Source organism: Amycolatopsis sp. NPDC043885 (assembly GCF_056435685.1).
The window spans coordinates 15,524-41,871 of the sequence record NZ_JBWKEA010000011.1 but is presented as its reverse complement, the minus strand read 5'-3'; the positions used below and the strand labels follow the sequence as shown (position 1 = coordinate 41,871).

The 26,348-nt window shown below is 62.8% G+C and carries 17 protein-coding genes; 11 read left to right on the top strand and 6 right to left on the bottom strand.

What is annotated here, in order from left to right:
* Positions 1 to 390: 390 nt before the first annotated feature.
* Positions 391 to 1,878, top strand: a complete 1,488-nt coding sequence (locus AC069I_RS27715) for a restriction endonuclease subunit S domain-containing protein (RefSeq protein WP_478266720.1) — start codon at positions 391 to 393, stop codon at positions 1,876 to 1,878.
* Between the two features lie 43 nt (positions 1,879 to 1,921).
* Positions 1,922 to 3,283, top strand: a complete 1,362-nt coding sequence (locus AC069I_RS27710; protein WP_478266719.1) for a YopA family protein — start codon at positions 1,922 to 1,924, stop codon at positions 3,281 to 3,283.
* A gap of 583 nt (positions 3,284 to 3,866) precedes the next feature.
* On the opposite strand, the gene AC069I_RS27705 is transcribed toward AC069I_RS27710, so the two are convergent.
* The gene (locus tag AC069I_RS27705) at positions 3,867 to 4,934 is read right to left on the bottom strand and encodes an integrase core domain-containing protein (RefSeq protein ID WP_478266718.1); all 1,068 of its coding nucleotides are present in this window, start codon (positions 4,932 to 4,934) and stop codon (positions 3,867 to 3,869) included.
* A 311-nt stretch (positions 4,935 to 5,245) separates the two neighbouring features.
* Between AC069I_RS27705 and AC069I_RS27700 the strand changes: the two genes are divergently transcribed.
* From AC069I_RS27700 to AC069I_RS27690, 3 genes are all read left to right on the top strand, one after another.
* A complete protein-coding gene (locus AC069I_RS27700) occupies positions 5,246 to 6,007 on the top strand; it encodes a sigma-70 RNA polymerase sigma factor region 4 domain-containing protein (RefSeq protein ID WP_478266717.1) in 762 nt (253 codons plus the stop codon).
* A gap of 291 nt (positions 6,008 to 6,298) precedes the next feature.
* A complete protein-coding gene (locus AC069I_RS27695; protein ID WP_478266716.1) occupies positions 6,299 to 7,036 on the top strand; it encodes an NUDIX hydrolase in 738 nt (245 codons plus the stop codon).
* A gap of 28 nt (positions 7,037 to 7,064) precedes the next feature.
* The gene (locus AC069I_RS27690; RefSeq protein WP_478266715.1) at positions 7,065 to 10,766 is read left to right on the top strand and encodes a phosphorylase family protein; all 3,702 of its coding nucleotides are present in this window, start codon (positions 7,065 to 7,067) and stop codon (positions 10,764 to 10,766) included.
* Positions 10,767 to 10,846: 80 nt separating this feature from the next.
* Here AC069I_RS27690 and AC069I_RS27685 read toward each other — a convergent pair whose 3' ends face one another.
* Positions 10,847 to 10,981 carry a hypothetical protein gene (locus AC069I_RS27685; RefSeq protein WP_478266714.1) on the bottom strand — a complete coding sequence of 45 codons (135 nt, stop codon included), beginning with the start codon at positions 10,979 to 10,981 and terminating at the stop codon, positions 10,847 to 10,849.
* A 111-nt stretch (positions 10,982 to 11,092) separates the two neighbouring features.
* Here AC069I_RS27685 and AC069I_RS27680 point away from each other — a divergent pair, with 111 nt between their 5' ends.
* Positions 11,093 to 11,863: a hypothetical protein gene (locus AC069I_RS27680; RefSeq protein WP_478266713.1), complete on the top strand. Its 771-nt coding sequence runs from the start codon at positions 11,093 to 11,095 to the stop codon at positions 11,861 to 11,863.
* A gap of 108 nt (positions 11,864 to 11,971) precedes the next feature.
* Here AC069I_RS27680 and AC069I_RS27675 read toward each other — a convergent pair whose 3' ends face one another.
* Positions 11,972 to 12,433 carry an integrase core domain-containing protein gene (locus AC069I_RS27675; RefSeq protein ID WP_478266712.1) on the bottom strand — a complete coding sequence of 154 codons (462 nt, stop codon included), beginning with the start codon at positions 12,431 to 12,433 and terminating at the stop codon, positions 11,972 to 11,974.
* Between the two features lie 33 nt (positions 12,434 to 12,466).
* Positions 12,467 to 12,631, bottom strand: coding sequence for a hypothetical protein (locus AC069I_RS27670; RefSeq protein WP_478266711.1), 165 nt, complete (start codon positions 12,629 to 12,631; stop codon positions 12,467 to 12,469).
* A 248-nt stretch (positions 12,632 to 12,879) separates the two neighbouring features.
* On the opposite strand from AC069I_RS27670, the gene AC069I_RS27665 reads away from it, so the two are divergent.
* Positions 12,880 to 13,446 carry a hypothetical protein gene (locus AC069I_RS27665; RefSeq protein WP_478266710.1) on the top strand — a complete coding sequence of 189 codons (567 nt, stop codon included), beginning with the start codon at positions 12,880 to 12,882 and terminating at the stop codon, positions 13,444 to 13,446.
* A gap of 149 nt (positions 13,447 to 13,595) precedes the next feature.
* On the opposite strand, the gene AC069I_RS27660 is transcribed toward AC069I_RS27665, so the two are convergent.
* Entirely contained in the window at positions 13,596 to 14,690 is a 1,095-nt protein-coding gene (locus tag AC069I_RS27660) for a hypothetical protein (RefSeq protein WP_478266709.1), read from the bottom strand.
* A gap of 577 nt (positions 14,691 to 15,267) precedes the next feature.
* Here AC069I_RS27660 and AC069I_RS27655 point away from each other — a divergent pair.
* A complete protein-coding gene (locus AC069I_RS27655) occupies positions 15,268 to 17,130 on the top strand; it encodes a DNA/RNA helicase domain-containing protein (protein WP_478266708.1) in 1,863 nt (620 codons plus the stop codon).
* Between the two features lie 374 nt (positions 17,131 to 17,504).
* On the opposite strand, the gene AC069I_RS27650 is transcribed toward AC069I_RS27655, so the two are convergent.
* Positions 17,505 to 21,686 carry a hypothetical protein gene (locus tag AC069I_RS27650; RefSeq protein ID WP_478266707.1) on the bottom strand — a complete coding sequence of 1,394 codons (4,182 nt, stop codon included), beginning with the start codon at positions 21,684 to 21,686 and terminating at the stop codon, positions 17,505 to 17,507.
* 613 nt (positions 21,687 to 22,299) lie between these two features.
* On the opposite strand from AC069I_RS27650, the gene AC069I_RS27645 reads away from it, so the two are divergent.
* From AC069I_RS27645 to AC069I_RS27635, 3 genes are read left to right on the top strand one after another with little or no spacing between them, the layout of a single operon-like run.
* The gene (locus AC069I_RS27645) at positions 22,300 to 23,031 is read left to right on the top strand and encodes an NUDIX hydrolase (RefSeq protein WP_478266706.1); all 732 of its coding nucleotides are present in this window, start codon (positions 22,300 to 22,302) and stop codon (positions 23,029 to 23,031) included.
* Positions 23,028 to 24,164: a 5'-methylthioadenosine/S-adenosylhomocysteine nucleosidase family protein gene (locus tag AC069I_RS27640; RefSeq protein ID WP_478266705.1), complete on the top strand. Its 1,137-nt coding sequence runs from the start codon at positions 23,028 to 23,030 to the stop codon at positions 24,162 to 24,164. Before AC069I_RS27645 ends, AC069I_RS27640 begins: the two co-directional genes overlap by 4 nt.
* The gene (locus AC069I_RS27635; protein WP_478266704.1) at positions 24,161 to 26,161 is read left to right on the top strand and encodes a hypothetical protein; all 2,001 of its coding nucleotides are present in this window, start codon (positions 24,161 to 24,163) and stop codon (positions 26,159 to 26,161) included. The genes AC069I_RS27640 and AC069I_RS27635 overlap by 4 nt, the downstream gene beginning before the upstream one ends.
* Positions 26,162 to 26,348: the final 187 nt, after the last annotated feature.

Sequence of the window (26,348 nt, the reverse complement as noted above, 5' to 3'; positions counted from 1 at the left end):
TCACCCAGCCGAGCGGACAGATAACACTCCTCGGACATGCCAATCCGGCTACGCCAGGACCACGGCCGAGCTGGCGAGGTCGCAAGCACGCTCTCGCTACGGAACAACGCCTACGCGAGCGACTTCCGGAAGGAGCGCCGTGACCAGGTTGGAGCGGCACCTCCGCCGGGTGTCCGCCAGGATCAGCGCAAGCCAGACACGGCGCTGTGGCCGAAGCGATGAACGGCTGGCTGGCCAGAGTCTCCGAGGCTAGTCACCCAGGTAGACCATCTCCACGGTATCGTCACTGCGCTGGACACGAGGGGGAGAGAACATGCAGCGGACGCACACCATGAAGGATACCGAATTCCAGGCACACACATACCGCGCTACGTGGGGTACACAGCAATAATGAATGCAATCCCTATCCACCGCCTCGGCGAGATTTGCCAGGTGCTGAAGGGGCGTAATCGGATCGCCAAAGGCGACGACACCGACCCTGATTTTCGTGTCATCCAGGCATCAGACGTGGGATCGAGATTGAGATCCTTCGACGAGCTCGACCAGTCGACTCGCCGTAAGCGTAGTTCTGTCGAGGTGCTGCCCGGAGACATTGTGGGGAGCGTTTCCGGCCCCTATGGCAGGTGGGTCATCGTTCCCGACGGCTACGGTCCCGCCCTTGCCAGTGATCACACCGTCGTGCTGCGAAAGCGCGATCGTGTGAGTATGGGCTACCTGCTCGGCTTCCTTCGTTCGCCGCCGGGCAAGGAACTAATCAGTGGCACCGTGAGCGGAAGCGTGATCAGGCGGATATCCCCCAGTGCTCTAGAGGACATTCTCGTACCGTCCTGCCCATTGGACGCAGACCACGTGGACCGCGTCGTCAAGGAGTTCGAAGACGAGCTGTACCGGATCGACACCGAGCTCAACGAGTTGCGGAGCAATCTGGATCAGGTTTACCAGAGCTCCGCATCCGCCGAGGTGGTTGCACGGCTCGACGCCCTACAGGGCATCAGCGCCTCTGTGCGCACCATGACCGACCTGAGCAACCCGCTGCTCACGGCAAAGAGCTCCTTCCCCTATCCGATCGCTCGCACGCTGCGCGTGATGGAGCGATCACTCTCGCCAGGATCGCGGTATCGGGAAATCGTCCACGAGGGACTGGAAACACTATCGATCACACTGGTGTCGCTCTGCGCCGCCATCGCTCGGAAAGAAGGGATCATCGGTGGCCCCGAGACCAGCGGCTGGCTCTCGGCAGTTCTCCGCGGCCGGGCGACCATAGGCAGCCAACAGCACCTCGCCTTCCGAGTGGCTGCGAAGATATCCGCTCCCGGTGCGGCATACGACATCGGCGGGCTCGGCCGAGCACTGGGCAGCACCGATTCGCCTGCCGTGGTCCTGTTGAAAAAGTTACTCAAGGAGCGCAACAGAACCCATGGAGACCACCCTAGAACCGACTTTCAGTTCCAGCAGCGCCTCCCCGAGTCGGAGGAGAATATGCAGCAGCTCCTGGTTGCCCTTAGTTTCCTCGCCCGATGGAAGCTGATGTACGCGGAGTCTGTCGAACCGGTGGACAGCGGCGACGGCACTCCGCACTTCTCTGGTACGTTCCGCATTCTCCGGGGCGACAACCCTGACTGGGATCTCGCTCAGAAAGTTGAGCCAACCCCGCTGTACCGAGGAAGAATCTACGCCCTGATCGACAACGAGGCATTGATCGACCTCCACCCCTACCTCCTAGTGCGGGACTGCCCGCAATGCGGAGCAAAAGAGGTCTACCACCCCAACCGGTTCGACGACGCCGAGGCACACCTAGTCTCAATCGATCGAGGTCATCCTCAGGTCACAACGGATCCGGCCCTGTTGAGCGATTTAGCGGCAGCCTTCACAACTTAGAAGAGGAGGCAACCGCCGACGACAGATCTGATTGGATTGGCTGATGGCGATCATTCCACCTGATTTGAAGGTCGAGGAGCCACTGGTTCCCATCTTCCCGTTCAATGAGCCCGGCGAAGACATCCAGCTCTATGAGGGCCCTCTCATGGAAGTAGACGGGCAGGAACTGGACGGCAAGATCTTGACACGATGCGGGTCACAGCTCCGCGTCGTCTGGCGTCTCGATGAGCACCCGTCGTCACTCTGGACATTCAACGCGCTGACGGAACCGGACATCCGGCTCCGCGTCCATCTACCGTCTGGCGTGCATGAGCTGGTTGCCCTCAAAGGGAATTTTTCGGAGGGAACCGTCCAGGGACAGACACTCGGCAGCGACACAGCGCCACTGCAGCGGGTGCTACTGCACTGGATGAACCTCCCCTCGATCCACAGTCCGACACCGATCTTCCATGGCGACGGCGAACACCGAGGATGGCGGACGGGCCGATGGCGTTTCCAACTAGGACCATGGAAGATCACACTCGATAGCCGCGAGGACTACAAGCGGGTGTGGGAAATCCTTGGCAGAGAATACAACTTCGCTATTACTCACCTCATGGAGATCACCAGGGACGATGGCAAATGCTTCACCGCGATGGAGCTTGCACCTCTTCAGAAGGCGCTGCATTTCGGATTTTCCTTTGCCTTCGGACGCTGGGTTGGGCCAACGGGGCCGATAGGGATGGACTCGACTGGCTCGATCGTCTGGCAGCAGTGGGGCGACTTCTTCTGCGAACCGGGCCGCAGCGGCGGCCTCGCATGGCTGTACCACATCTACAACGAAGATCTCCGCGACCTACTCTCGCGCGTGTACGCCGCGTTCGCCGACCCCGACCGCAGCCACACCACACACATGCTACTGGCGATGGCAGTCGAGTCGAACCAAGCCGGCCGGGTCGAGCAGCGCACAATGACCGCATTCTCCGCCCTTGAGCTACTCACGTGGATCACTCTCAAACTCGGCAAAGGGCTCAGCAAGAGTCAATACAACAAGCTTCTCGCGCAAGGACGCATCAGAACCCTGCTTACCACTGCGTCGATCGACACAGACATCGACTCGAAGCGGCAACCTACCCTTGCACAGTTTGCCAACTCAGAATTGAGCACCGATAGACCGATAGACGGGCCTGCCGCGGTCAGTGAAGTTCGGAATCGACTGGTTCATCCGAACTCGCCTCAAGATGATCTATACCATTTAAACGGCCTCGTCACTGACGCTTGGCTACTCAGCCGAGAGTACCTCAACCTCCTCATCCTACACTGGCTCGGATACAAGGGAGCTTATCAATCGGTCCTCGGAACAGGCGGCTGGGCTGGCGACTCAGATCCCGTTCCCTGGGCCCCAACTGCTCCGAAAAGCCAATAAGCACAACGGCTCTGCTATTTCCAACTCTTGAAGGTTCATGCAGCGCCTAGGGGCCGAAAGGTGACGCACAGAAGACCGATGCCGATCGCGGGGAAATCAAGGAGTAGCTGAAAAATCACTTCAGGGCAGCTGCGGTTACTGCGCGGCGCCTAGACAGTCTCCGCACATGTCATCGAGCACGCAGACTAAACCGACGAGCCAGTGCGATGTGATCGCACCGGCCGTGGTCAGCGCCACCAACGCGACGCTACCGGCGCCGACGAGCCGGGGCACGAAGGTGGACATCGGCCTCGTCGGAGACACGACGACGAGCGGCATCCCGTGGCTTACCGGGGATACGTTGCTTGCCCGGCTCGCGAATCACCTCCGCTACCTTAGCTCCTCATTCGATGGCACTCTTGGGGCGACCACAGCAGTGCTTGAATTTGCGGTCCGTTTTGGGAATACAGACGCACTTTTGGTTGCGGGAGGGCGGCTCCACGGTCAGTTTGACGGCTGAGCCGACGAGGGTACCGGCTTGGGCTGATTTGATGAGATAGCTTGTGGGGTTCCAAAAGTCGCTCACCGGCTCTGACCAGTGAATTTACGCGGCTCGTTCGTATTCGTTGATCATGCCTCCGAGAAGCCGCTGTCGCCTGATCCGCTGAGAGTTGTGGTCCGCCACGGGGTGGGTCGGTTGTGGTGGGCGGAGCTCGCGTGCCCGGTGCGGCCGTCGACCGTTGTAGTGTCGGACGTACTCGGCGAGCACGGCGCGCAGATGCCGCTCGCTAAGGATCAACATCCGGTCGGCGAGCTCGGTTCTGGCCGTGAGCACGAATCGTTCGGCGTAGCAGTTCGCCCGCGGGCAACGCGGAGGAATCCTTACCGCCTCCATGCCGACGTCGGCCAGGACGGCGTCGAACGAGGCCGAGAACTGGCCAGCCCGATCACGGATGAGGAACCTGAACTCGTCGATTCGATCACCAAGATCCAGCATGAGATTGCGGATCTGCTGAGTAGTCCACCGGCCGTCCGGATTCGTGGTCATACCGAGGATGTGGACGTAGCGGCTGCCGACCTTCAGCACGAAGAACACGTAGATTCTTCTGAGGGTGAGCGCGCAGTCGACGTGGAAGAAGTCGCACGCCAGCATCGTCGAGGCCTGCGTGCGCAGGAACTGCCGCCAGGTCGTGTCGGTGTACCGAACGGTCGCGGGAGGTATGTGTGCCCGCTTCAGGATCCGCCGGATGGTTGAGGCACCGACCCGGTGTCCGAGCTTGAGCAGCTCGCCCTGAATCCTCTTGTAGCCCCAGCTGTGGTTCTCTGTGGCCATCCGTTCGATCAGCCTGGCGATCGCGTCGTCGACTGGTGGCCGGCCGCGCCGGTGTGGATAGGTCCACTTCGCAGTCACCAGGCGCCGGTGCCAGCGCTGGATCGTGCCCGGGGTGACCAACCGGTGTGTCCGCAGCGCCTTGGGCAGCAGGCGGACCAACGCGGCGAACACAGCCCGGTCAGCCCAGTCGAGACGAGGTTTCGGGTTACCTCTGCGCAGCACAGCAGCCTCATGGCGCAGTACCAGCAACTCGACGTTCTTCAACGCCGACGAGCGACCGAGCAACACCACCAAACCCACCAGCCGAAAGGAGATCAGATAAAGCAGACGCAACGACATGGCCGACGATCAAGCCTTACCCGTCGAACACGCCTGCCGCCACAGGTCTGATGCTGGAAACCGACTTCTGGAACCCCACACCCTCCAGCGGCCAATCGCGGGACGAAGGGTTCCGCATCGGGTCAGACGGCGCCCTGTCAAAGACCGTCGGCGTACTCCCCGAAGCGGCAGCGCACCGAACTTCTGGTCAGCTTGACCCAAAGGACGCGCGGCGCTAGCCTGACACCCACAGGGCATACTTGTCACTATGACCATAAGCAGTGCCCGCGACAGGCCAGGTCACCGTTCGGACCAATGAAACGAGGAGTGCCATGACGACAGCGAGAGCAATGCCCACGGCGGTGACCGCAGCCCGGCGGGCGTTGCGGTTGTTGGTCGAGCACTCACCGATCACCTTTGATGGCTGGACCTTGTCACCGGATCTACCTGAACAACCACTCTCGCTAAGTGAAGTCGTCGATCTTCTCGGGAGTCGAGCGACTGACGATGCAGTCAAGGGCGCGATCTGGGCCGAACTGGTCCGGCTAGCTCAGCTAGAACCGCAGCCCTGGCAGATTGTCGCCGCGGGGTTGCTCACTCCTGGCCTCGCAGCGACGGCACATCGTGTCGTCGTCGAACGCGGTGGAGATCCTGCCGAAGTTGAATCGGAGGTCATGCTCGGCTTCATCGAGGCGCTACGAGCAGTAGATCCCTCAATGCGACGCCTGGTCCCCCACCTCAAGCGAGTCGCGTACGACCGAGCCATGAGCGCGTTCCAGTATCCACCTACACGCCGCACTGAGTCGACAGCATTCTGCGTAGTGCCAGTTCTGGCTCGCCCAGGACACGTCGACTTCGTTCTCGCCGAGGCTATCGACTACCACATCTTGACTCGCGCCGAGGCAGAGCTGATTGGGAGAACCAGGATTGAGGGTTTGGGCTTGGCCACAGTGGCGGAACAGCTCGGCATTTCGGTTGCGCAGAGCCGAATAATTCGCGCAAACGCCGAGTTCAAGCTCAACGAGTTCCTCCAGTCGCCCAACTATCGAAACCAACGAATTCACATTCTTCTACGAAGAGATCACTCGCCCTAGTCTCACTGCAACACAAAGCAGTATGTACGAAATCGTTTCCACTGCCCCACTCCATCAGGCGCCAAGCATGCACAAACCCCAGATTAGACAGGCCAGCAGAAACGATAATTACTCAGCGCCAGAGATGGAGTTTACGTCGACGGATAGAGATACAAAGCATCCAAATCTCACATAAATCGCCGCTATTTTGGTTGCCCCAGCGACGCCAGATGCCTAGTTGCCGACGTCGCTATAAGCCTATCTCAACTACAATTGCAGCTGTTCTTGTCAATGCGACACTAAGCCTGTAGGGTGAAGCTTGTGGAAAAATGGAATATCCCTCGCAGCGCCGTCGCGGTCGACCTGGCAGTGCTGACCATCCGGGACGGCGGTCTCCACATTCTCGTGGTCGCGCGAGCCAATTCTCCTTTTCAGGACCGGGTAGCCCTTCCAGGCGGCTTTTTGGAGGACAACGAGGACCTGGACCAGGCCGCGCACCGCGAGCTCGCTGAGGAGACGGGCTTGAACGCAGGCGATCTAGCTGTGCGCCAGCTGCGAAGTTATGGAGCACCTGATCGTGATCCCCGCGGGCGCGTCGTGTCCGTGTGCTACGTCGCGCTGATGCCCGACCTGCCCGTGCCGGTCGCCGGCGGAGATGCAAGAGCCGCGCATTGGGTTCCCGTCGAGAACCTTCTCTCCGATCCGGGCCAGCTCGCGTTCGATCACCACAAGTTGCTCATCGATGCTGTTGAGTACGCCCGCACCCAGCTGTCTTACACGACCCTCGCAACGAAGTTCTGCCCACAGGAGTTCACGATTGCACAGTTACGCGAGGTGTACGAAATAATTTGGGGCGTCGAACTCGATCCGTCGAATTTCCATCGCAAAGTTACCGGATCACCCGGGTTTCTCGTGCCCACAGGAACTCGCGCGGCGAGAACTGGCGGGCGCCCAGCCAAGCTGTACCAGGCCGGACTTGGAGTCCGGCTGCACCCCGCACTTTTACGCGACTCGGTGCCCCACAGGCCGGATGATACCGGTACCCCGTAACGCAGAGCAGGAAGGCGATGAACCGCCGATGAGTACCGTTCACGACACCGTGCTAGGCACCGTAGTCATTTGCACGGCCGTGGCCGACGAATACCGCGCCGTACGCGAACATCTGGTCGATCCGCTCGCGGAACGCCGGGAACGGGGCACCCTCTACCAAGTCGGTACCTTCCCCACCAACCGCGGCTCTTGGACCATAGTCCTGACCCAGACCAGCGCGGGCAACACCGAAGCCGGTGTACAACTCGACCGCGCGATCGGCGCATTCGACCCGCAGATCGTGTTCTTCGTTGGTGTGGCGGGAGGCCTCAAGGATCTCAAACTCGGGGACGTGGTCGCCGCCGACACTGTCTACGGCTACGAGTCCGGTAAAGACACCGCAGCCGGATATCGGCCGCGCATCAAGACCTACCCGAGCACGTATCCGCTCGTCGAGCGCGCAAACCAAATCGCCCGGGACAACGAGTGGCAGCACCGAATCTTGCCGGCTCCGCTGACGTCTCCGCCGACTGCACTGGTCAAGCCAATCGCAGCCGGCAGCAAGGTCGTCGCCGACCAGCGATCGGGAACCGCGGGTTTTTTGCGCGAGCACTGCGGTGACGCCGTCGCCATCGAGATGGAGGGGCACGGCTTCCTCTACGGCGCTCACGTGAACAGCGATGTCGCCGCACTGGTTGTACGCGGCGTTTCCGATCTGCTCAGCGACAAGACCGGGGAAGCTGACCGCAAATGGCAGCCGATCGCCGCCCGGCACGCCGCCGCGTTCACTTTCGAACTACTGAGCCGGATGCCGCAGACCGACACTGAACGCGATCAGGCTCGCCAGAAGGACCGTGCAGCGTTACACGAGGTCACCGAGTCGAACCTCCGTGCCCTCGACGACCGCATGACTTTGCCGGGTGCGGAGGGGCCTTCCACCATCAATCGCGCGGCGCTTCCGGCACTGCTCGTCACGGACGGCACCTTCGTCCTGACCGGCGAACCGGGCTGCGGCAAGACAGGTGTGCTGAGCCAACTAGCTCACGAGATGATCGACCGCGGCGATGACGTCGTCCTTCTGACCGTCGACAGTATTGGGTCCGAAGCTAACTCGATTCGCGACGACGTACAGTTGAGCCAGTCGTTGCTCGCGGTCCTCCGCGAATGGAACGGCGAATCACGCGCTACCTTGCTCATCGACGGCCTGGACGCCGCTCGAGGCGGCCCGCTCCCCTGGCTGGTAAAGCTGATCCGCGGGCTCGCCGGTTCGCGGTGGCGAGTATTCGCGACCATGCGGCGGTTCGACCTCCGTCACAGTCCGGTATGGACCGAGGTCTTCTCCGGCACACCGGTGTCTGATCAGAGTGAGCACGTCGACGATACGCTTCGCACTGTCCGCCACTTCCTACTCGGGAACTTTTCGCCCAATGAGCTCACACTCGTTGCCGGCAAGCATTCCGGTGTCGCGCAGCTGGTCTCCGGTGCGGGCGAGAATATGCTCGACCTCATCCGCAATCCGTTCAACCTCCGCCTCGCCTGTGAGCTGCTGTCAGCCGGAGTCAGCCAGGCTTCTCTGGCCGAAGCACGCGACCAGCTCGAGCTATTACACAAGTACTGGCATGTTCGCGTGGTCCCGGACTCCGATAGCGAGGCACGCCTCCGAGCGCTGGAATGCCTCAGCGAGACGATGCTGAAACGGCGAGCCCTGCGGGCGAGCAGCCGCTGCATACCTCACGCACTTCTCGACGCACGAACTGCGCTTGTCCAAGATGGAATACTGCACGAGCTCCCGAGCCGGCTGAAAGCCAGCGGCTCGCCGTTCCTCACCTACTCGCACCACATCCTCTTCGACTACAGCGTCGCCGCACTCATCTTCACCACCGACGACGAATCGCAACTAGTGGCACGACTACGAGACGATCCCAATCTCGTGCTCGTGGCACGGCCGAGCATCGACCTGCACCTGGCTGACCTCTGGCACGTCGACCAAGACCGCTCCACGTTCGCCACTGCCGTCGCGGCGCTGGCGCAGCACCGCGACAGCCTCGCCGGACTTGCCTCAGTACGGGTCCTTGTTTCCGAAGCGGACACCGATGACGACGTACGATGGCTCATCGACCTCTCGCGCAGCGATACCGGAACGTTCTCGACTATCATCGGGTGGATCGCAAGTGTCCTGGACGCGGATGACGAAACGGTCCGCGAGCGCGCACGCGACAAGATCGATTTGTGGACCAAGGTGCTCGCGAGCGCAACCAAGCAGACAGCGGCCGGCTTCGAGGTCGCTCTGGTGAACCAGACATACCGTCTCCTGACACAGATCGACAAATTATCGACAATGCGTCCTGGGACACTGGCAGCTTACGACTGGGCAGAATGCGTAGCTGAGTTGCTGTCCACAGCACTCGAAGCACCGGTTGAACGCGAACGTTTAGCCACCGCGGCCGCCAGGTTCCTGCCTCGCGCGATCGCGATCGAGCCCGGGCACAGACACCTACTCCGAGAGACCATGAAGCCGGAGACCATGGAACTCTGGCCACCAAGCTACCTCTACCACTACGTGGAAGACGTGTGCGCGATCGCCGCCGCCGACCCCAACCTGGCACGTGACCTCCTGGTCAAAGTTCTCCGACGGAGCGACGACCGAGACGACGTCACTCCTCTGTTCCAGGGAATCGTGTCGATGACCACGACCCACCGGCAAGACCTCGAAATGGCAAAATACGGGGTCGGCCGGCAAATGGGCGCCTTCATCAACGTCGCAGGGCTCAGACACTCCATCGAAGTCCTTGCCGAAGCCCTTTCCCTAGACCGAGACGAGGTGACCACGGAAGTCGGCTATCCAGTCACCGTGCGGTCCGCCTACGGCCAAATCGATCTGTACGGTCGTCACCTCAACCACGGACCAGGTCACGGCGCCACAAAGGCCATCCTCGCCGCTTTCACTGCCGCCTTGCTCGAGTTGACTCCTGTGGATGCCGACCTCGACGCGATCGTCGACGACCTAGTCCGTCATATCCGGCACCCCGAGGCCTGGCAGGCACTGCTGACCACTGCTGCCGAGCAGCCCGCCAGCTTGGGGCACGCCTTCCTGCCCGTATTGGGAAGCGGAGGACTGATCGCGCACTCCCACACCCGCGCTGCCGCCGGCAACCTGATCCGGGCAATCGGTTCCTCGATCTCCGAGGCCGAGCAGCGCGACCTCGAGCAAGCCATCCTGACTGCCCCTACACACTTTCGACACCCTTCGGACGAGGCGACAGAGCATGTCCTGGACCAGCTGTGCGGATGCCTTGCCATCGATAGAATCCGAGATACGGCGCTCGCTGAACGAGCACGTCGGCAGATCGAAGCCGACGACCCTCCACCCATCCCCCAACCTCACGGACCTATCGCAAGGTTCGAACCCCTTACCTTGCAGGACTACCTGGGGAAACAAGACGCAGAACTCACCAACTTCGAACAGCGTGAGGCGCTCGATGACCTCCGAACGCTAGTTGACGCGTTGCCTACCAGCCCGTCTCCGGACCAGGCGACTGACGTAGAACAGGCGCTCCGGCGGGCGCTCGCAGTCGGTGTGGGCGGCCTTGACCACCGCGGACCCGGCGCTGAAATGCTCTTCCGGGCCGTCGAGGCCGTCATCCGCGCAAAACCACCGGAGCCGGACTCCGACCTGGCAGAACTGATCATTCCTCTGCTGCTCTCCGCAGCGAGCACGAACGACACACGGGACAAGGAAGGGCCCGCGTGATGATGTCCTGGACCCCAACCCCAAAACGGACAGCTATCAGCACATTGGCAACTCTCTGGTGCCGATCCGCGTGGAGGTCGTCACAGCACGCTGACTCGATCCGTGCGATTCTTCGGGCCGGGATCAACGACGTCGACGACGTCATCCGGCTCCATGCCGCCCAGGTGGGGCGCCTCCTTTGCCCCGAGCCAGAAGCTGGGTTTGAGCTTGTACACGACCGTCTTCTCGTAGAAAAGCAGCCACTTATCGCCGCTGTGCTCCTCCGGGAGCTTTGGGCTTGCGGCTCAGAACGGCCCTCAGATATCGACGTTGTCCTCGCGACCCTTGTGAAACAGGCACCCTGGACACTGCTCCTGAACGAGACCGAATCCAATGCAGATCAACTCGAACCGCTCGAAATCATCACCTCACTAGCCTTACTGCTCACCATCCGGCATCAGACATCCTACGCCCAAGAGCTGACCCGAACCTGGCTCGCTGATCCCATCGCAACAACGGCCGCTCAACAGGCCGTCAGCAAGCTGCGCGCATGGATTGAACTGCCAGCTGCACAAGCGAAGGAGCGCGCATACGCGTTCGACATGCTGGACGCTGCAACTGCCGCCTTGGCTCACCTGCGCCATGCGGCAGCAAGGGACCCACACCGCTTAGGTAAGGTCTACCTCACGGCTGACCTGATCTCCCGGAACATCAAATTCGCCTCCGAAACGGTTCTTAAGACCGATGGCCAAGCCACTGAAGATAACGAATTCGCCACGAGAGCTTTCTCTGCATTGGATGGTGTTGCTCAATTCAAGCATCCCTCGATCACACATTCCCTGATCGAAGCACTCGGTCATCTTGCGACCGCAGACCCGGCGCGGGCCTTCCACATTGCAGCAGCTGCGGTGAACACAGGCGACGAATACACGTACGATTCGGTAGCAGCCGCCGAAACAACCAAATTCATCGAACGCTACCTGGCCGAGTTCCGAGAATCTGTGATCGCTGACGACAGGCTGCTAACGGCGATCCGATCAGTACTCCACGCCTTCGTCGACGCGGGCTGGCCCTCCGCCATCTCCCTCGCCTACCGGCTGAGCGAGGCATTTCGCTGAGAACTACTACCAGCGCCGTGTCAGGAACTCGAAAATTCAGATCCGCCAGCGATCACAGTCGTGCAGGTTAACCTCGCCGAGCGTGTAGGTGCCGAGAACTGTGTCACGTCATGCGACCTGCTGATATTCGTGGATCAGTCCGCCGAGTCGATCGTACCGACGAACCCGTCCGACGCCGGTCATCCGGCAGGGAACCTGCCCACGGTCGAGTGGATGCTGGTCCAATGAGCGATGGGGCCGATGCTGGTTGAAGTGATCGACATACTCGGCCAGCACCTGCCCCAGATGACGCCGGTTGACAATGAGCATCCGATCCAGACACTCGCGACGCACAGTGCCCACCCACCACTCAGCGATCGCGTTCACCCGAGGAGCTCGAACAGGGCTCCTCAGTACCTCGACACCGACCGATCCGAACACCGCATCGAACGCCGCGGTGAACTTCGCGTCGCGGTCACGGATCAGAAACCGCAAGCCTTCCACTCGATCACCGAGCACCACCAGCAGATTCCGGGCCCACTGCACCAGCCACTCCGCAGTCGGATGAGCCGCCACCCCCACGATGCGCACCCGGCGACGATCGTGCTCTACGACAAACAACACTTACAGCCGGCGCAGCAACACAGTGTCCACGTGGAAGAAGTCCGTCGCCACGATGCCTTTGGCCTGGGTAGTCGTGTATCCCAGCCCGACCAGTTCGCCGTGGATTCGCCGGTAGCCCCACGACGGATTGTCCCTCGCCATCTCCAGCACCAACCGGCGGATCACCACAGCAGTCCGTGGCCGCCCCGGCCGACGCCGGTATGTCCACCGCCGTCGCACCAGCGTCGCGTGCCACCGCGGGATCGTGCCACGCACGTCCGGCCCTCGGCGCATAGCATGACGACTGGCATTACAGCGGGCGCGTCAGCCAGCCGAGCCGCTGTGGCCACTGCGGACCTAGATGATCGTTCAGGAGCACGACCAATCGTGAACCATCGACGAAGTCGAACCGGCCGATCACCAGGCAGGACCTGATGTCGGATCCGGCTTTTACAGGCGCGCTGATCATCCGGATGCCCGGCACCGCGAACCCGATCCCGCTGGAACCCGGGGAATGGGCGGCGATCGAACTGCGGGCAGGGAACGCGAGCCGACCCGTGAGCACCGAGCCTGTCAAGACCGTGGTGACCTCGCGCCCGGTGGGCAGCATCCCCGAGGCGACAACGGCGAACAACGACTCGGGCCCCCGCGAGATCGGCTTCCCTGAGGCGAAGCTGGTGAAGCAGTACGAGGACTTCGTGGACAACGAGCTGCGCTGCCTCAGCGCACTACTGTCCTCCGGCGAGCGGCTTGTCTGCGACCTCTTCGACCCGGCGGCGAACACGCTCATTGAAGCCAAAGCCTCCAACAGTCGGCAGGACGTCCGCATGGCGCTTGGGCAACTGCTGGACTATCGCCACCACATCAAGCCCGACGCCGAACTGGCGGTGCTTCTCCCGGACCGTCCAGCGCCGAGCATCACCGAGGTCCTCCACGCACACGGCGTGCCTCTTATCCACCCCGACGATCAGGGCTTTCGCAGCGTCGTACCCGAGGAATGATGTAGCCACCGCCTCTGGCCAGCTGCACGACACGCAAACGAACGCCGCGAGGAAACACCCAGTCTCGGCGATCAGCCATGGGTGCACCTATTCGGCTCACGGGGCGGGAGATACGCCGCTTCGTCAACCGGCCACAGCACGCGCCGGCTTTAGTTCCGAGGCGGTCTGGCAAGGTCGTACGACACTCGCGCCGGAAGACCGGCGATAGCGTGGTAGCAACGCAGGCAAAGCACTCCGCCCGGACCGGCTGACGAACGGCCGCACTTCGAGCACATCTTGACCTCGACTGCGAGATCCTGCGAGGTGTGCGGATTGGCGCACGCGGTTGTGCGTGACGCACGACCGCCTCGCCGAGCCCGGGTGCCAGGCTCGTACTCGCCGAGTGTCCCCGACAGTTCGCGGAACAACTCAAGATCAGAGTGCGGTATGAGGCGGACATTGCCCCTCAGATCGCGGATGGGAACGATCTCCCTGGCTGGGACCATGCCGGCTACATCGTCGACAGTCAGCCCTCCCCAAGGCTCGGGGATGGGATGAAACTGCCCGCACGGCCGTTTCGACTTTTTGCCGACAGTGACAGGGCAAGTGTCCATGTTGACGATTGTGCAGCGCGTCGCGACCAATCGACGCGGGCCGATCGCGGTGGCCGCACGCCGCGGCGGCATCGAACGCCATGGACGCGGGTTGCTGCCGACGGTCGGCACCTCGAAGAACCACGGCGACGGGCGGTCGGAATCCAGAAACCACACCGGCAGCCAGCCCCCATGGAACGACTTCGTCGTGCGGGCTTTCACCGACCCGGTTTGGATCGACGAGCGCTGTACCTCGATGCCGGTACGCCGAGGGCCTTCGATGGCGACGTCCAGGATCGTGCCGTGCCCGGTGCTGCGCTCCTTCGTGACGCTGAAACCGGCATCTTCCGCGGCGCGTTGCCAGTAGTCCTTCTGATAGCGGTGCTCGTCGGATTCGTGTTCGACCGCGTGCTCGGCGGCGCAGTCGCTTCCCGGGAAGTGCACAGCCCAGTAGCGATCACGGATCTTCTTGATGTACATCGCCGCACCGTCGTCTCCGCCACCGTCGCGACACTCTCGCTCCAAAGCCTGCTGACACAGCAGAATTCGATCCTTGCGACCGATTTGCCCGTGCAATGAGGAGATCAGTGCGAAATCCGCAGCGTTCAGCTTCGCTAGGTCGAGAAGTCGTTCCTCTTCGCAACCTTGGGTGTACCGAACGAGCGTCGACATGCGTGGACCTCCTCAGGCTGACTGACCAGCATAAACGGGACGGCCTCTGGTTTCACTCCGCTAGACCAGCCAATCGCCGGGCGTAGCAACCGACGCACAGCTGAAATCCGCAGGTAAACGAAACCCGCAACCTGCCGACGCGCCGACGCCGGCACCCGTGTTGCCGACATCTCGACGCTGATGTCCGACGGCACCGCAGCGAGGCTGGTCAAGCGGTACGCCGACTTCGTGATCGAGAACTGTCGTACCTCAGCGCACTCTCCCCATCGGGAAGCGGCTCATCTGTGATCTCTTCGAACCGCAACGAATTCCCTCCTCGAGGCCACGGCCCCCCAACCCTGCGCCGAACTGGCAGTCCTGCTCCCTGGCCGAACCCGCATCCAGCGTCATCGAGGCACTAGGAGCGCAGAACGTGGCCTTGATGTACCCGGGCGATGACAAATTTCGCGACGACCGCGCGCGAACCGGCGGGGCATCTCCGGGCTGGCCACGAACTCCTGTACCTTGATCGCCATACAGCCGCCTGGCTTCCACGGGTTCGCCCGCGGACATGCCACACATGTATGGGAGTTCCGTCGTGTCGTCGTTCCTGCTTTCCAGGTCCGCGCAGAGCGTTCTGCAGCTCGCCGCGGGTGACACCCTCGCCGATCAGCTCGCCACCCAGTTCGCCGTCAAGTACGGCTTCCGCCCGTCCGACTCCGAGCGGCGTTCCTGGCGGATGAGCCTGCCCGCGCTCGCGCAGGAGCTGGCGGAGTGCGGCCTGGGCGAAGTCGAGATGCTCATCGAGTACCAACTGCCGCTGTCCAGCCTTCGCGCCGATGTCGTGCTCGCAGGCGTCCACCCCGAGACCGGCAGGTCGTCTTACGTCGTCGTGGAGCTCAAACAGTGGAGCAGCGCGACCGTCGAGGAGGACGAACCCCGGCTGTGCACCGTGCCGGGTGCCAAGCGCGCGTTGCTGCACCCGATCGCACAGGTCGAGCAGTACTGCGAGTACCTCGTCGACTTCACCCGTGTGCTGCACGACAGCACTGACGACGTCGTCGGGGTCGCCTACCTGCACAACGCCGACGACGCGGGGGTCGCGTCGCTGCTCGAGCTGCCGCCCCGGCAGTACGGGCAGATGTTCACCGCGTCGAACCGCTCCGCGCTGCGGACGTTCCTGAACACCCGCCTGGCCCCCAAGTCCGGTGTCCAGGCCGCGGAAGACCTCGCGAACAGCAGGATCGCGCCGAGCAAGCAGTTGATGGCGGTCGCAGCCGACGAAATCAAGCACCAGCGCAGCTTCGTGCTGCTCGACGAGCAGCAGGTCGCCTACCTGATGGTCCTGCGAGCGGTCCGGCGTGCCCAGGACGCCGACAGCAAAGAAGTCATCATCGTCAACGGTGGCCCGGGTTCCGGCAAGAGCGTCATCGCGCTCGAACTCCTCGGCGAGCTCTTCCGGAACGGCTACGGCGCGATCCACGCGACGGGGTCGAAATCGTTCACCACCACCCTGCGCAAGATCGCGGGCAAAGGCACCACCCGGGTACAGAAGCTGTTCCAGTACTTCAACAGCTTCTCCCAGACGGGACACAACAACCTGGCCGTCCTGATCAACGACGAAGCCCACCGCATTCGCGAGACCTCCAACAACCGCTACACCCCGGCCGCGAAGCGCAGCACCAAGCCCCAGGTCGAAGAACTCATCGACGCCGCCCGCGTCCCCGTCTTCCTGCTCGACGAGCATCAGGTCGTCCGTCCCGGCGAACTCGGCTCCTACGACGAAATCCACGCCAAGGCAAAGGAGAAGGGCTTCACGGTCCGGCGGATCGATCTCGACGGTCAGTTCCGCTGCGGCGGCAGCCGCACCTACGAACAGTGGGTCCTGGACCTGCTGGGCCTCTCCGGCAACCCTCCCGCCTCGTGGCAGGGCGACGACCGATTCGAACTGGCCGTCGCCGACAGCCCCGCCGACCTCGAAGCCCACCTCGCCACGAAACTCGACCAGGGCTTCGGCGCGCGGATGACCGCCGGTTTCTGCTGGCCCTGGAGCGACGCCCACCCCAGCGACGGCCTTGTCGACGACGTCGTCATCGAATCCTGGAAACGTCCCTGGAACGTCAAGGGCGACCGCGGGGTCAACGGCGCGCCCCCCTCCCAGCTGTGGGCGACCGATCCCGCCGGCTTCGGCCAGGTCGGCTGCATCTACACCGCACAAGGCTTCGAATACGACTGGAACGGCGTGCTCTTCGGCCCCGACCTGGTCTGGCGGACCGACCACTGGGTGGCCGACCCCTCCGCCAGCAAAGACACCGTCGTCGCCCGCGCCAAACCGGACGAATTCGAGCGGCTCATCAAGCACACCTACAAGGTGCTGCTGACCCGCGGCATGCAGGGAACAGTCCTGTACTCCACCGACCCCGAAACCCAGGCCCTGTTCCACACACTGGCCGACGACTGAAGCCTCGCTGACCCTCGCGAACCCCAGCGCGGGCAGTCATCGAGCGCCATCGGCCCGGTACGGCCCCAGTACACGCGCTGATGAGCGACACGACGACGTCCGTGCCGCGGTTCGCCACCCACGAAAGGAAGCCCATGTGGGCTTGGTTCGTCGGCGGCTATGCGGTGCTCATCGCGGTCCTCATCGCGTATTCAGCACACGTCGCCATTTCCTGTCACAACAAACAGCGTCGCGCCGACGCATTCAGGGTCCTTAAACTTCTCGCAGTCAGCGCAACCGCTGGCACCACTGGGCTTATTCTGACTGCGCTACGCCTCCACGAAGCAGGTGTCTTACCATAAGCCTTTCTTCAGCCGCGTCCCGTCCGGATCCAATCATGGCCACCACCGCCGGAGGTCCCTAAGTGCATTGATGACCTCGCTGACCCCGGCGTCGCCGAGTAGCCGGGGCAACGCAGGTGCTGCCGCCTCGATCAGGTCAGAAAGGTACCAGCTGAACGATTGTTCTCGCCGGAGCATCTCAGCGAGCGCGGCGTCCGCTTCGGGCGTACCGACTTCGCAGAGAACGGTGACTAGGCGGGGCAACAGATACCCTGCAACATACGGACGAGCGATGGCGCAACCTTTGAGGTTGTCGTTATCCGGCAACGTGGGCATGTGTGTTTCCCCGCCGAAGTACGAATGAAGATCGTGGTCCCTGATAGTCCCCAGACCCTCGGAAATGAGGTCGGCCCGATTGCCACAATATCCAAGACTCGTCAGGACCAATGCGACCAGAGCGGCCTCATCGAGCTCTCGCGCCTGCTTCACCGCAAGTTCGAACTCAGCACCGGAGAGGTACCCCGCGATCGCCGCCAAGGCTTGGGCACGTTCCCCGGGCGACCGAATATCGGCGACGGCGCTCAGCACCTCCCTCTGTGTCAACGGGAAGCCCTCGTGCCGGACAAGATGGGCCAGAGTGAGTGCGACATCCGACGGTGTCCCGGGGTCCGTCCTCGTGCGAAGCACGCGGTTGAGCTGTTCGGCGGTGAACAGGTCGGCAGAGGTTGACATGATGACGTGTCGCGCCGTCGAACCACACTGGTCAGCCGCATCGAGTGCATGATTGACGTATGAGGTGCGGGCTTCAGGCGGCATCTGCTTACTCAGAACGGCCAACGCGAGACCTCTGCTGTACGGGTCCTTCACCTGCAGTACAAGGTTCGCCGCTTGAACCGGATCCGGTAACTGAGCGGCGAGCCGAATCAGAGGTCCGACACGCCCTTGGCCGACCGCTATGAGTGCTGTCTCCACGTCAGTTTGATCATCACAACCAGCAAAGGCGATTTGCTCCCTCGCAACCTCTGCGTCCTTCGCACGTGCGAAGGGGGCTAACGCCTTTAGCGCGGACGCAACTGTTGCAGCGTCGGTCTCGGTACTGAAGGCGATCCTCAGTCCTTCTTTGACCAGGCCGAGACGGTCCGAAGCAGGCGCCAGCTCTATCAGATCCGCAACTTCTGTACCGTGCGCTCGCCAATCGTCACGAAACAGCGCCAAGACATACTCCAGCACTGTGCCCTTGTGCTCCTGTGAGGCGTTGCGCATCACGGCGTTCATCACGCTTCCGAAGGCAAGCGTGCCCAGAGACCAAGCCTTGTCCAGCATGCCCAGGAGCAAGTCTGGTGGTCCGGCCGGCGTGTGCTCGAGGAGACCTTCGATGGCCTTGTTGTGGAAGAGAATTTCGGGCAGTACGGCGAACACCGCTCGAAACCCCGGCACGCGTGCCGCGTCAGGTACCCTGCCCACCAGCGCGCCGACAGCGTCGATCCGCGCGAATGGATCAGCGAATCGCGTTGCCATGTCGAGAGCCCGGCCCGCTTCCTCGGGAGGCAGGAACTTGCCGAGCCACATCAGGCAGTACGCCTTGGTGCGTTCGTCGTCAAGTTCCAGCACCTCGGTCAACATGGTGGCCGGTTCGAGACGCGGGTCAAGGGCGGCCTCGACACATCGTTGCTCTTCCAGGCCGAATTGCGTCGCCAGATCCAAGGCGAGCAGTGGAGCGGTTCGGCCCGGAAGTTCGAGGAGTATGCCGATGCGCCGACGGTCATCGAGTCCATCGACGGCAGCGACGAAGGTAGCGACTTGATCTTCCAGGCTCCTGTGTGCCGAGCAGGCCAATGTCCGTACCCAGTACTCAAGCAGTCTGTACAACCCGCCGACGCGCTCGATGTCGTTGGCCAACGCGCCGATTGTCCTTTGCTGTTGAGTTTCGGATAGGTAAGGGAACAGACCGAGTTCGGCGCGGACCCGGTGGTCGGTCTTACGCATGTTCCAGGTGTGCCGGAGCGCTACGTCCAGAAGTTCTGGTGATAGCGCGGGTGCCATCGCCTCTAGCGCCTCGGCCTCCACCCAGTCGGCCCCGATCGAGCAGACCGCGTCCAGCGCACGAGGGAGCAGTTCTGCCGGAAGATGGCCAGCCAGTTCACCGAATGTCCGAGGCATCCTCAATGCGTTGGCGAATACGCGGTCCAGCGGCCAGAGTCCATACTCGAGCAGCGCCGCCAGAAGCTTTCCGGAAAACACGTGGCTACCGATATCGACCGCGTCGGCGATAAGGATGTAACGCAGCTCTAGGCCGAGTGACGGCGCGGAGCGTTTGGCGATCAACACGTCTTCACGGAAGCCTGCCGGGTCGTCACCCTTTGCGGTCAACCACACATTGGTGGCATGGCGATCATTGACAGGTCGTTCAAGGCGGAGAAGTCGATCCAGATCCTCGAAACGACCGACCTGGGACAGGTGGGTAGCAAGGTGGCGCAACGCGTACCCGTCGTCCGTCCCGGCGATGGCCGGATCGTCCACAAGGGAGTGGAAAGCGGTCAAGTAGCGATCGCAGATCCGGTTGTGCGCGTTCACCGCTTCGACGGCTAGAGTTTCCGCCCACGAATATGCGATGTCACCGGCGCCCGGCACCGGTGTCCCGGTAAGCAGCTCGCGAAAGCTCGCGTGATGCAACGCGAACCTCCGCGGGGCTCCCTCGGTTGCGGTCAGAAAAGGGCGCAGCACGTGATGGCACCAGTGCCGAGCAACGTCGTCACTCACGCCGGCCAACCCAGCCAAGGTCTGCGTTGTCAACGGTTCCGCGGCGACCGCCAACGTCGCCAGAACGGCACGTTCGGACCAACGCTGGACGTGATCGAGGTAGTAAGTGCCCAGGCTCGTCGGCAGCATAGTCAGTTCATCGGCTCGGCGCTGTCCAAGGCGGATCTCTTCGAGCACGTACCGCATGTAGACCCAGACGCCACCACAGCGTTCAGCGAGTTTGGTGGAGAACTCATGTGGGTCGACGTCGGCCTCGCGCAGGCGAGAAGTCAGCTCCGACTCCGTGGCAACCTTCACGAGGTGGCGTTCGAGATCCTCACGGTTGCGTTCGCCACGAGCGTTGATCGAAAAGACCCGCGAGGGTGAATCGACATGCCCTGGCGAGGTTCCCGTGCGATAGGTGCCGACGACAAACACACCGACCGGTAGAAGGCGTGGCAGCCCCCACGGGAGGAGACCGTCCGGCCGTTCGGCCTCGTCCGCGCCATCAACCACTAGCACGAGCGGTTCGGAAGCCCGTTCCGAAGCCTTCCCGACCAGTGATTCGAAATCCTCCGGGCTAACCGTCTCCGCCGGTGGGGCGACACCGTAACGCGTCGCGAGCTGAGCCGCCAGGTTGCCCAAGGCCACCGCGGACGCGTCACCCTTGACATACCGGGCAAAGTGGGAAAGCCACCCTCTTTCCCGGACCAGATGCGCGGCTAGAGCTGTCTTGCCGAGGCCAGCGTCCGCCTCGATCCAGACGAAGCCACTGTCGTGCGAGGCAATGAACTCGTCGATTTCTGCGACCAGCCAGTTCCGCCCGGTAAAACCATACGTGAGCACATCGGCGAAGACGCCAGCCGGATCCTTGACCCCCTGCCGGCGCTTGCCCGCCGTGGCTCTCGGCTGCACGCCGTACTCGGCCAAGGCGTTCCACACAGCCTCGCTCGTCAGTCGCTTGTGGACGGAATTGTCGACGAGATCGCCGAGGAGAGCCGCGACGATCTGCGGTGGTTGCCCATCCACCAATGAGATCAACCGGGCCTCGATCAATTCCTTGAGGTGTGGCTCATCGATCAGGTTGACTTCGACCTTCGTGAGGGCCTCGTACACCTTCTCCGGTTCGGGGTTTCCCCACGCCTCGCGTAGCCGGTCGAACCGCTTGCGCTGGTTCGCCGACTGGAGGAAATCCCGTTCGAACTCAGCCCAGTCCCCCGCGTCGGCTGCACGTTCACCAAGCTCACGCAGCTCCCCTGCGCCGGTACTCGACACGAACGCACAGCGACTACCACCTTGGATCTTGGACCACCACGATGCCAGGACTCCTTCCGAGTGCAGCGCGGCCATCGTCCAAGGTCCAGCAGCTCGCTGACGTTTTACCTGGTGCCAGGTGGCCGTATCGCTCGACATGAGCTGGAACTCCGCACCTGTTCCTGCATCCCCAGGCACCTCGACCTGCAACCAGTCTGCTGTGCCCGCCAGCACATCCAACAAGCACAAGACCGTCCAACGGCGCTCAAACCTGTTGCCCGTCTTGTCTGCAGCTCCGCCAGCAAGTGGCAACCTCTCCCCTCCCCACTCGATCACGTCCCTACGCGCCCACATCGTACTGGTGCGACTCATAGTCCTCGATCGAAGATCGAAGCTTCGACGGTAAAATGAGTGATCCCTCGAGCATTTGACTCAGACCTGGCGCTCACGCAAGAGCCCATCAGGTCAAGCGTTAGCAAGCCCCCTCGCTCTAGAGGATTCTCAACCAGCTTCCGCCGGAGTGCTCGACGTGGCAGTTCCGGCCTTGCCGAGTCGGCGGCGTCGCTCAACGATTGCGACTGCAGGTCTGCCAGGAGCGGCCGATGGACATCTAACGACGCCTTTCCTGCCCAGTCTCCCAACTCAAAGCGGAACCGTCGGTTTCAGCAGGCACTCCCCAGTCGACGAACATCACGATCGCTCGCACGAGATCACGGAGACCCGTGATGGAGGCGGACCACGACTCGCGCCGGCGGACGCGAACACCACCTCCACAGAGCCTCTCGACACGCTTCCGTTCACAGACCACCCGAACGCCATATTTACTGTCTATCTGACAGTAAGTACGGTCAGGGACATGCCGGATGACGACTGGACTCCCCCGCCGGTGCTGCTGGCCGTGGACCTGGTGATCTTCACCTTGCGCGAGTCGGTGCTCCACGTGTTGCTCGTCGAACGGGGCATCGAGCCTTTCCAGGGCGCTTGGGCGCTGCCGGGCGGTTTCTTGGACAACGACCGGGAGGACGTACTCGCCGCAGCCCATCGCGAGCTATGGGAAGAGGCGAATCTTGATGCGTCACAACTGCACTTGGAGCAATTGGGTGCCTATGGAACCCCAGACCGCGATCCCCGCGGCCGTGTCATCTCGGTGGCGTACCTGGCCATCGCTCCCGGTCTCCCGGAACCACTGGCGGGCACTGACGCAGCCCGCGCGGCGTGGACGCCGGTGCCGGACATCCTGCGCGGGCGGGTTCGGCTGGCGTTCGACCACGCCGAGATCCTCGGTGATGGCTTGGAGCGAGCGCGATCCAAGCTCGAACACTCGGCGCTGGCAACGGCTTTCTGCCAGGAGACGTTCACCATCAACGAACTGCAGCAGGTCTACGAGGCCGTGTGGGGCTGCCCGCTCGATCTGCGGAACTTCTACCGGAAGGTCCAGGCCGTCACCGGCTTCATCGTGCCCGCCGGCGCCGAACGCCGCACCGGCAAAGGCCGTCCCGCCCGGCTGTTCAAGGCCGGTGATCGCACGACACTTCACCCGCCGCTGGTACGACCCACCACGGCGACGACACGAGAGGGGAACCCATGACCGACGACCTGGTGGTGATGCTGACCGCCTTGAACCCAGAGTACGAGGCGGTCCGGAACCGGCTCGAGAACCTGCAACCGCACCGGCACGACCGCGGCACTCGCTTCGAGATCGGCACGGTTCGCGGCACATCCTGCCGCGTCGCCCTTGCCCTCACCGGCAAAGGCAACCACTCGGCCGCGGTACTGGCCGAACGCGCCATCTCGCACTTCTCCCCGACCGCGCTCATGTTCGTCGGTGTCGCCGGTGCCCTGTGGGGCACCCCGCTCGGCGACGTCGTCTTCGCGACTCACGTCTACGCCTACCACGGAGGCACCAGCGAGGACGACGGCCTCAAGGCGCGCCCCAGGACGTGGGAAACCTCGCACGAGGTGGCCCAGATCGCGCAGCACGTCGCACGCGCCGGCGACTGGACGCAGGACGTTCCCGACGGCACGAACGCCCATTTCGGCCTCATCGCCGCCGGTGAGATCGTGCAGAACTCGACCATTTCCGCCGAGGCGCGATGGATTCGCGACCACTTCAACGACGCGCTCGCGATCGAGATGGAAGCCGCGGGCGTCGCGCAGGCCGGTCACCTCAACGGCGCCCATGTCGCAATCGTACGTGGCATCAGTGACCAGGCCGACGGAACGAAGAATTCCGCCGCGGACCGGAACTGGCAACCACGGGCCGCCGCGAACGCCGCGGCGTTCGCGACCCACCTCGCCACCGAGCTACTCAAGGAAGGGGAACACGCCACCATGCGGAACTCGAACGCCTCGGGCGGGCCGCGTACTGTCCACATCAGTGGGACCGGCACGATCGGGATGCAGGCCGGGACCATCACCGGAAGCACCGTCGTGCAGAACGTCTCCTCCCGTTCCGAGGGCGCCCCGGATTTCGCGACCGAGTTGTCGCGCCTGCGCCGCGATCTCGAACGGGAGCACTCGCGCGGACAGCTCGACGACGACACCTACGAAGATGCTCGTTGCCAGCTCGACATCGCTGACAAGGCGATCGCGTCCGACACGCCAGAGGGCCGAAAGACCTTTGTGCTGGCACTCAAGCGGCTCGGCGGGCTGATCGCGGAACTTGTCGGTCCCGCGGCGAAAATCGCCGCGCTCGTGGCCGCGGCAAAGGGGTTCCTGTGATCCCACCGAATCAGTCCACGTTCACAGCTGAAACCGGCTCGACGGTCGGGATGCAGGCCGGTGAAATCCACAATTCGACGGTCTATCAGGTCCTACCCGACGCTCCACCCGAGGAAAAGTACAAGGTCGGCATCGCGTATCTGCAGGACGGCGTCCCGACCCGCGCTCGCAAACTCATCGATGAAGCACGCGCCCACGGATACGACAACGCCGAAGTCAGGTTCCACTGGGTACTCGCGATGCTCAGCAAACGCTCCTACCGCGATCTCACCCCGGAAGAACGACAGCGCCTGGCATCCGAAATACACTGGTGCGCCGACCTCCCAAGCGACGAGTGGACGCGCTCGCTCTCGGCAGTACACGACCTGCTCGACTACCTCATCGGCACCGACAAAGACCCCGAGCACGCGCTCACTCAGCTGGCCAGCCTGCCGTCACCACAACGTGGGCAGGTCATCCACCACCTGGACCTAATACTCACCGGCGGCCTGAAAGACCGGTTCTGGGCGGACATCCGTCGAAACGCGAAAGAAACACGCACAAGCCACGACCGGCAGAACCGCGTCTGGGCCTACTTCGAGCCATCCCCGATCGGCCCGCGAACCCGACAGCCGACACCCGCCACGAGCACGACACGCGATCGCGTCCGAGCCGGATTCGCCACAGTAGCGGCAGCCCTCGGAGCAGGCTACCTGGCCAAAGCGGTCATCCTGACCGCACAACCGCTGCCGATAGTGGCGTATCTGGCCGCGCTCGCCCTAGCGTGCTTCGCGATCCGGAGCGGACTCCAATGGCACTACCTCAGCGGACGCCTCGCCGAGCACGAACGGCGATACGCGGGCCGGAGCGGAACCACAGAAACCTCGGACCAGGGCTTTGCCGCCAGCGTGACCCGGCAATTCGAGTACTACTTCAATCGGTACCCACCCAAGGGCATGGATCGCACGCACTGGACGAGGACAACCGCCGGTATCCGATCGTGGTTACGCAACGAGATCGTCGATCTCTACCGCGAAAGCAGGATCCCCGCCGGCCGGGTCAAGTGGCTCGTCCGCTTCCTCGCGCGAGATGTGCGCGACAAGTGGCACAAGGGTGAGCTGTTCGCGTACCGCGAAAGGTACCAGGTCGCCGTCTCCACGAAGATCGTCTGCACACTGTCCACAATGGCCTTTCTCGGCCTCGCCTACTACGCCGTCTCGGCGGCGCTCGAAACCGAGCTCCTGGCAACCGTGGCCGCGACTCTCGTCCTGCTCCTCGGAGCGGCGTACGCACTCCGCGGCTGGTCGGACATCATCAGCGAACGCCGACGAGTTGCGGAAGACCAGCTCGAACGCGAGCAGGTGCATCAGGCCCGCGAGGGCGAGTATCAGCGCTGGAAAGAAAAACTGGACGCGCTCCGACCATCGGAAACCGAAATGGAAACGTGGCTGACCGCCGACAAGACGATCGTCGTCGAACGGGCACTGCACCACTACCGTCTCGCTTGGCGTGACGTGCTCACCCACGCAGTCCTTCAGACACCGGTCAAGGACAGCAAACACGCGCGCGTCCGCGGTGGCCCGCGACGATACGCGAAGTACGACATCCGCCTCTTCCTCATCACCCTCGACGGCGTACGTGAACTGGGCACCTCGATCGACTTCGAGCACCTGACCTTCACCGACATCGAACGCAACAACTTCCGCTTCGACGCCGTCTCCTCGGTCTACGTAGCGACACCGACCGACCTCAGCTGCGACCTCCAACTCACCCTCACGAACGGCGAACCTCGCGGCATCCACATCACCGACCCCACCGGCGACCAGACCGCCCCCGACGAGAGCCCGCACGTGGTCGCACAGATGAACCTCGACGTCACCGGGTTCACCCACACCCTGCACATCCTGGAAGGCATCGCCGCAGAAGGAAAACGGTGGATCGAGCGCGACCCATACCTCACCAAGCCCGTCGAAGGGCTCGCGGACGAGCTCAACCGTCCCGAACCCGTCGAGCGCTGACGGCGCGAAAGCCCATAACCAGGAGAAACGGGAGACGAAGGCCTGCAGAACCTGAGGAACTCCTGGTCAGGAGCTAGTTTGGTCTTTCTGACATGGAAGTACTCACTCGCCGGCTACAGACACACTCAACTACCGATCACTACTTCAACCAAAAGCGTGTGGATAGTGAGCAACTCGCCCCTCGGAC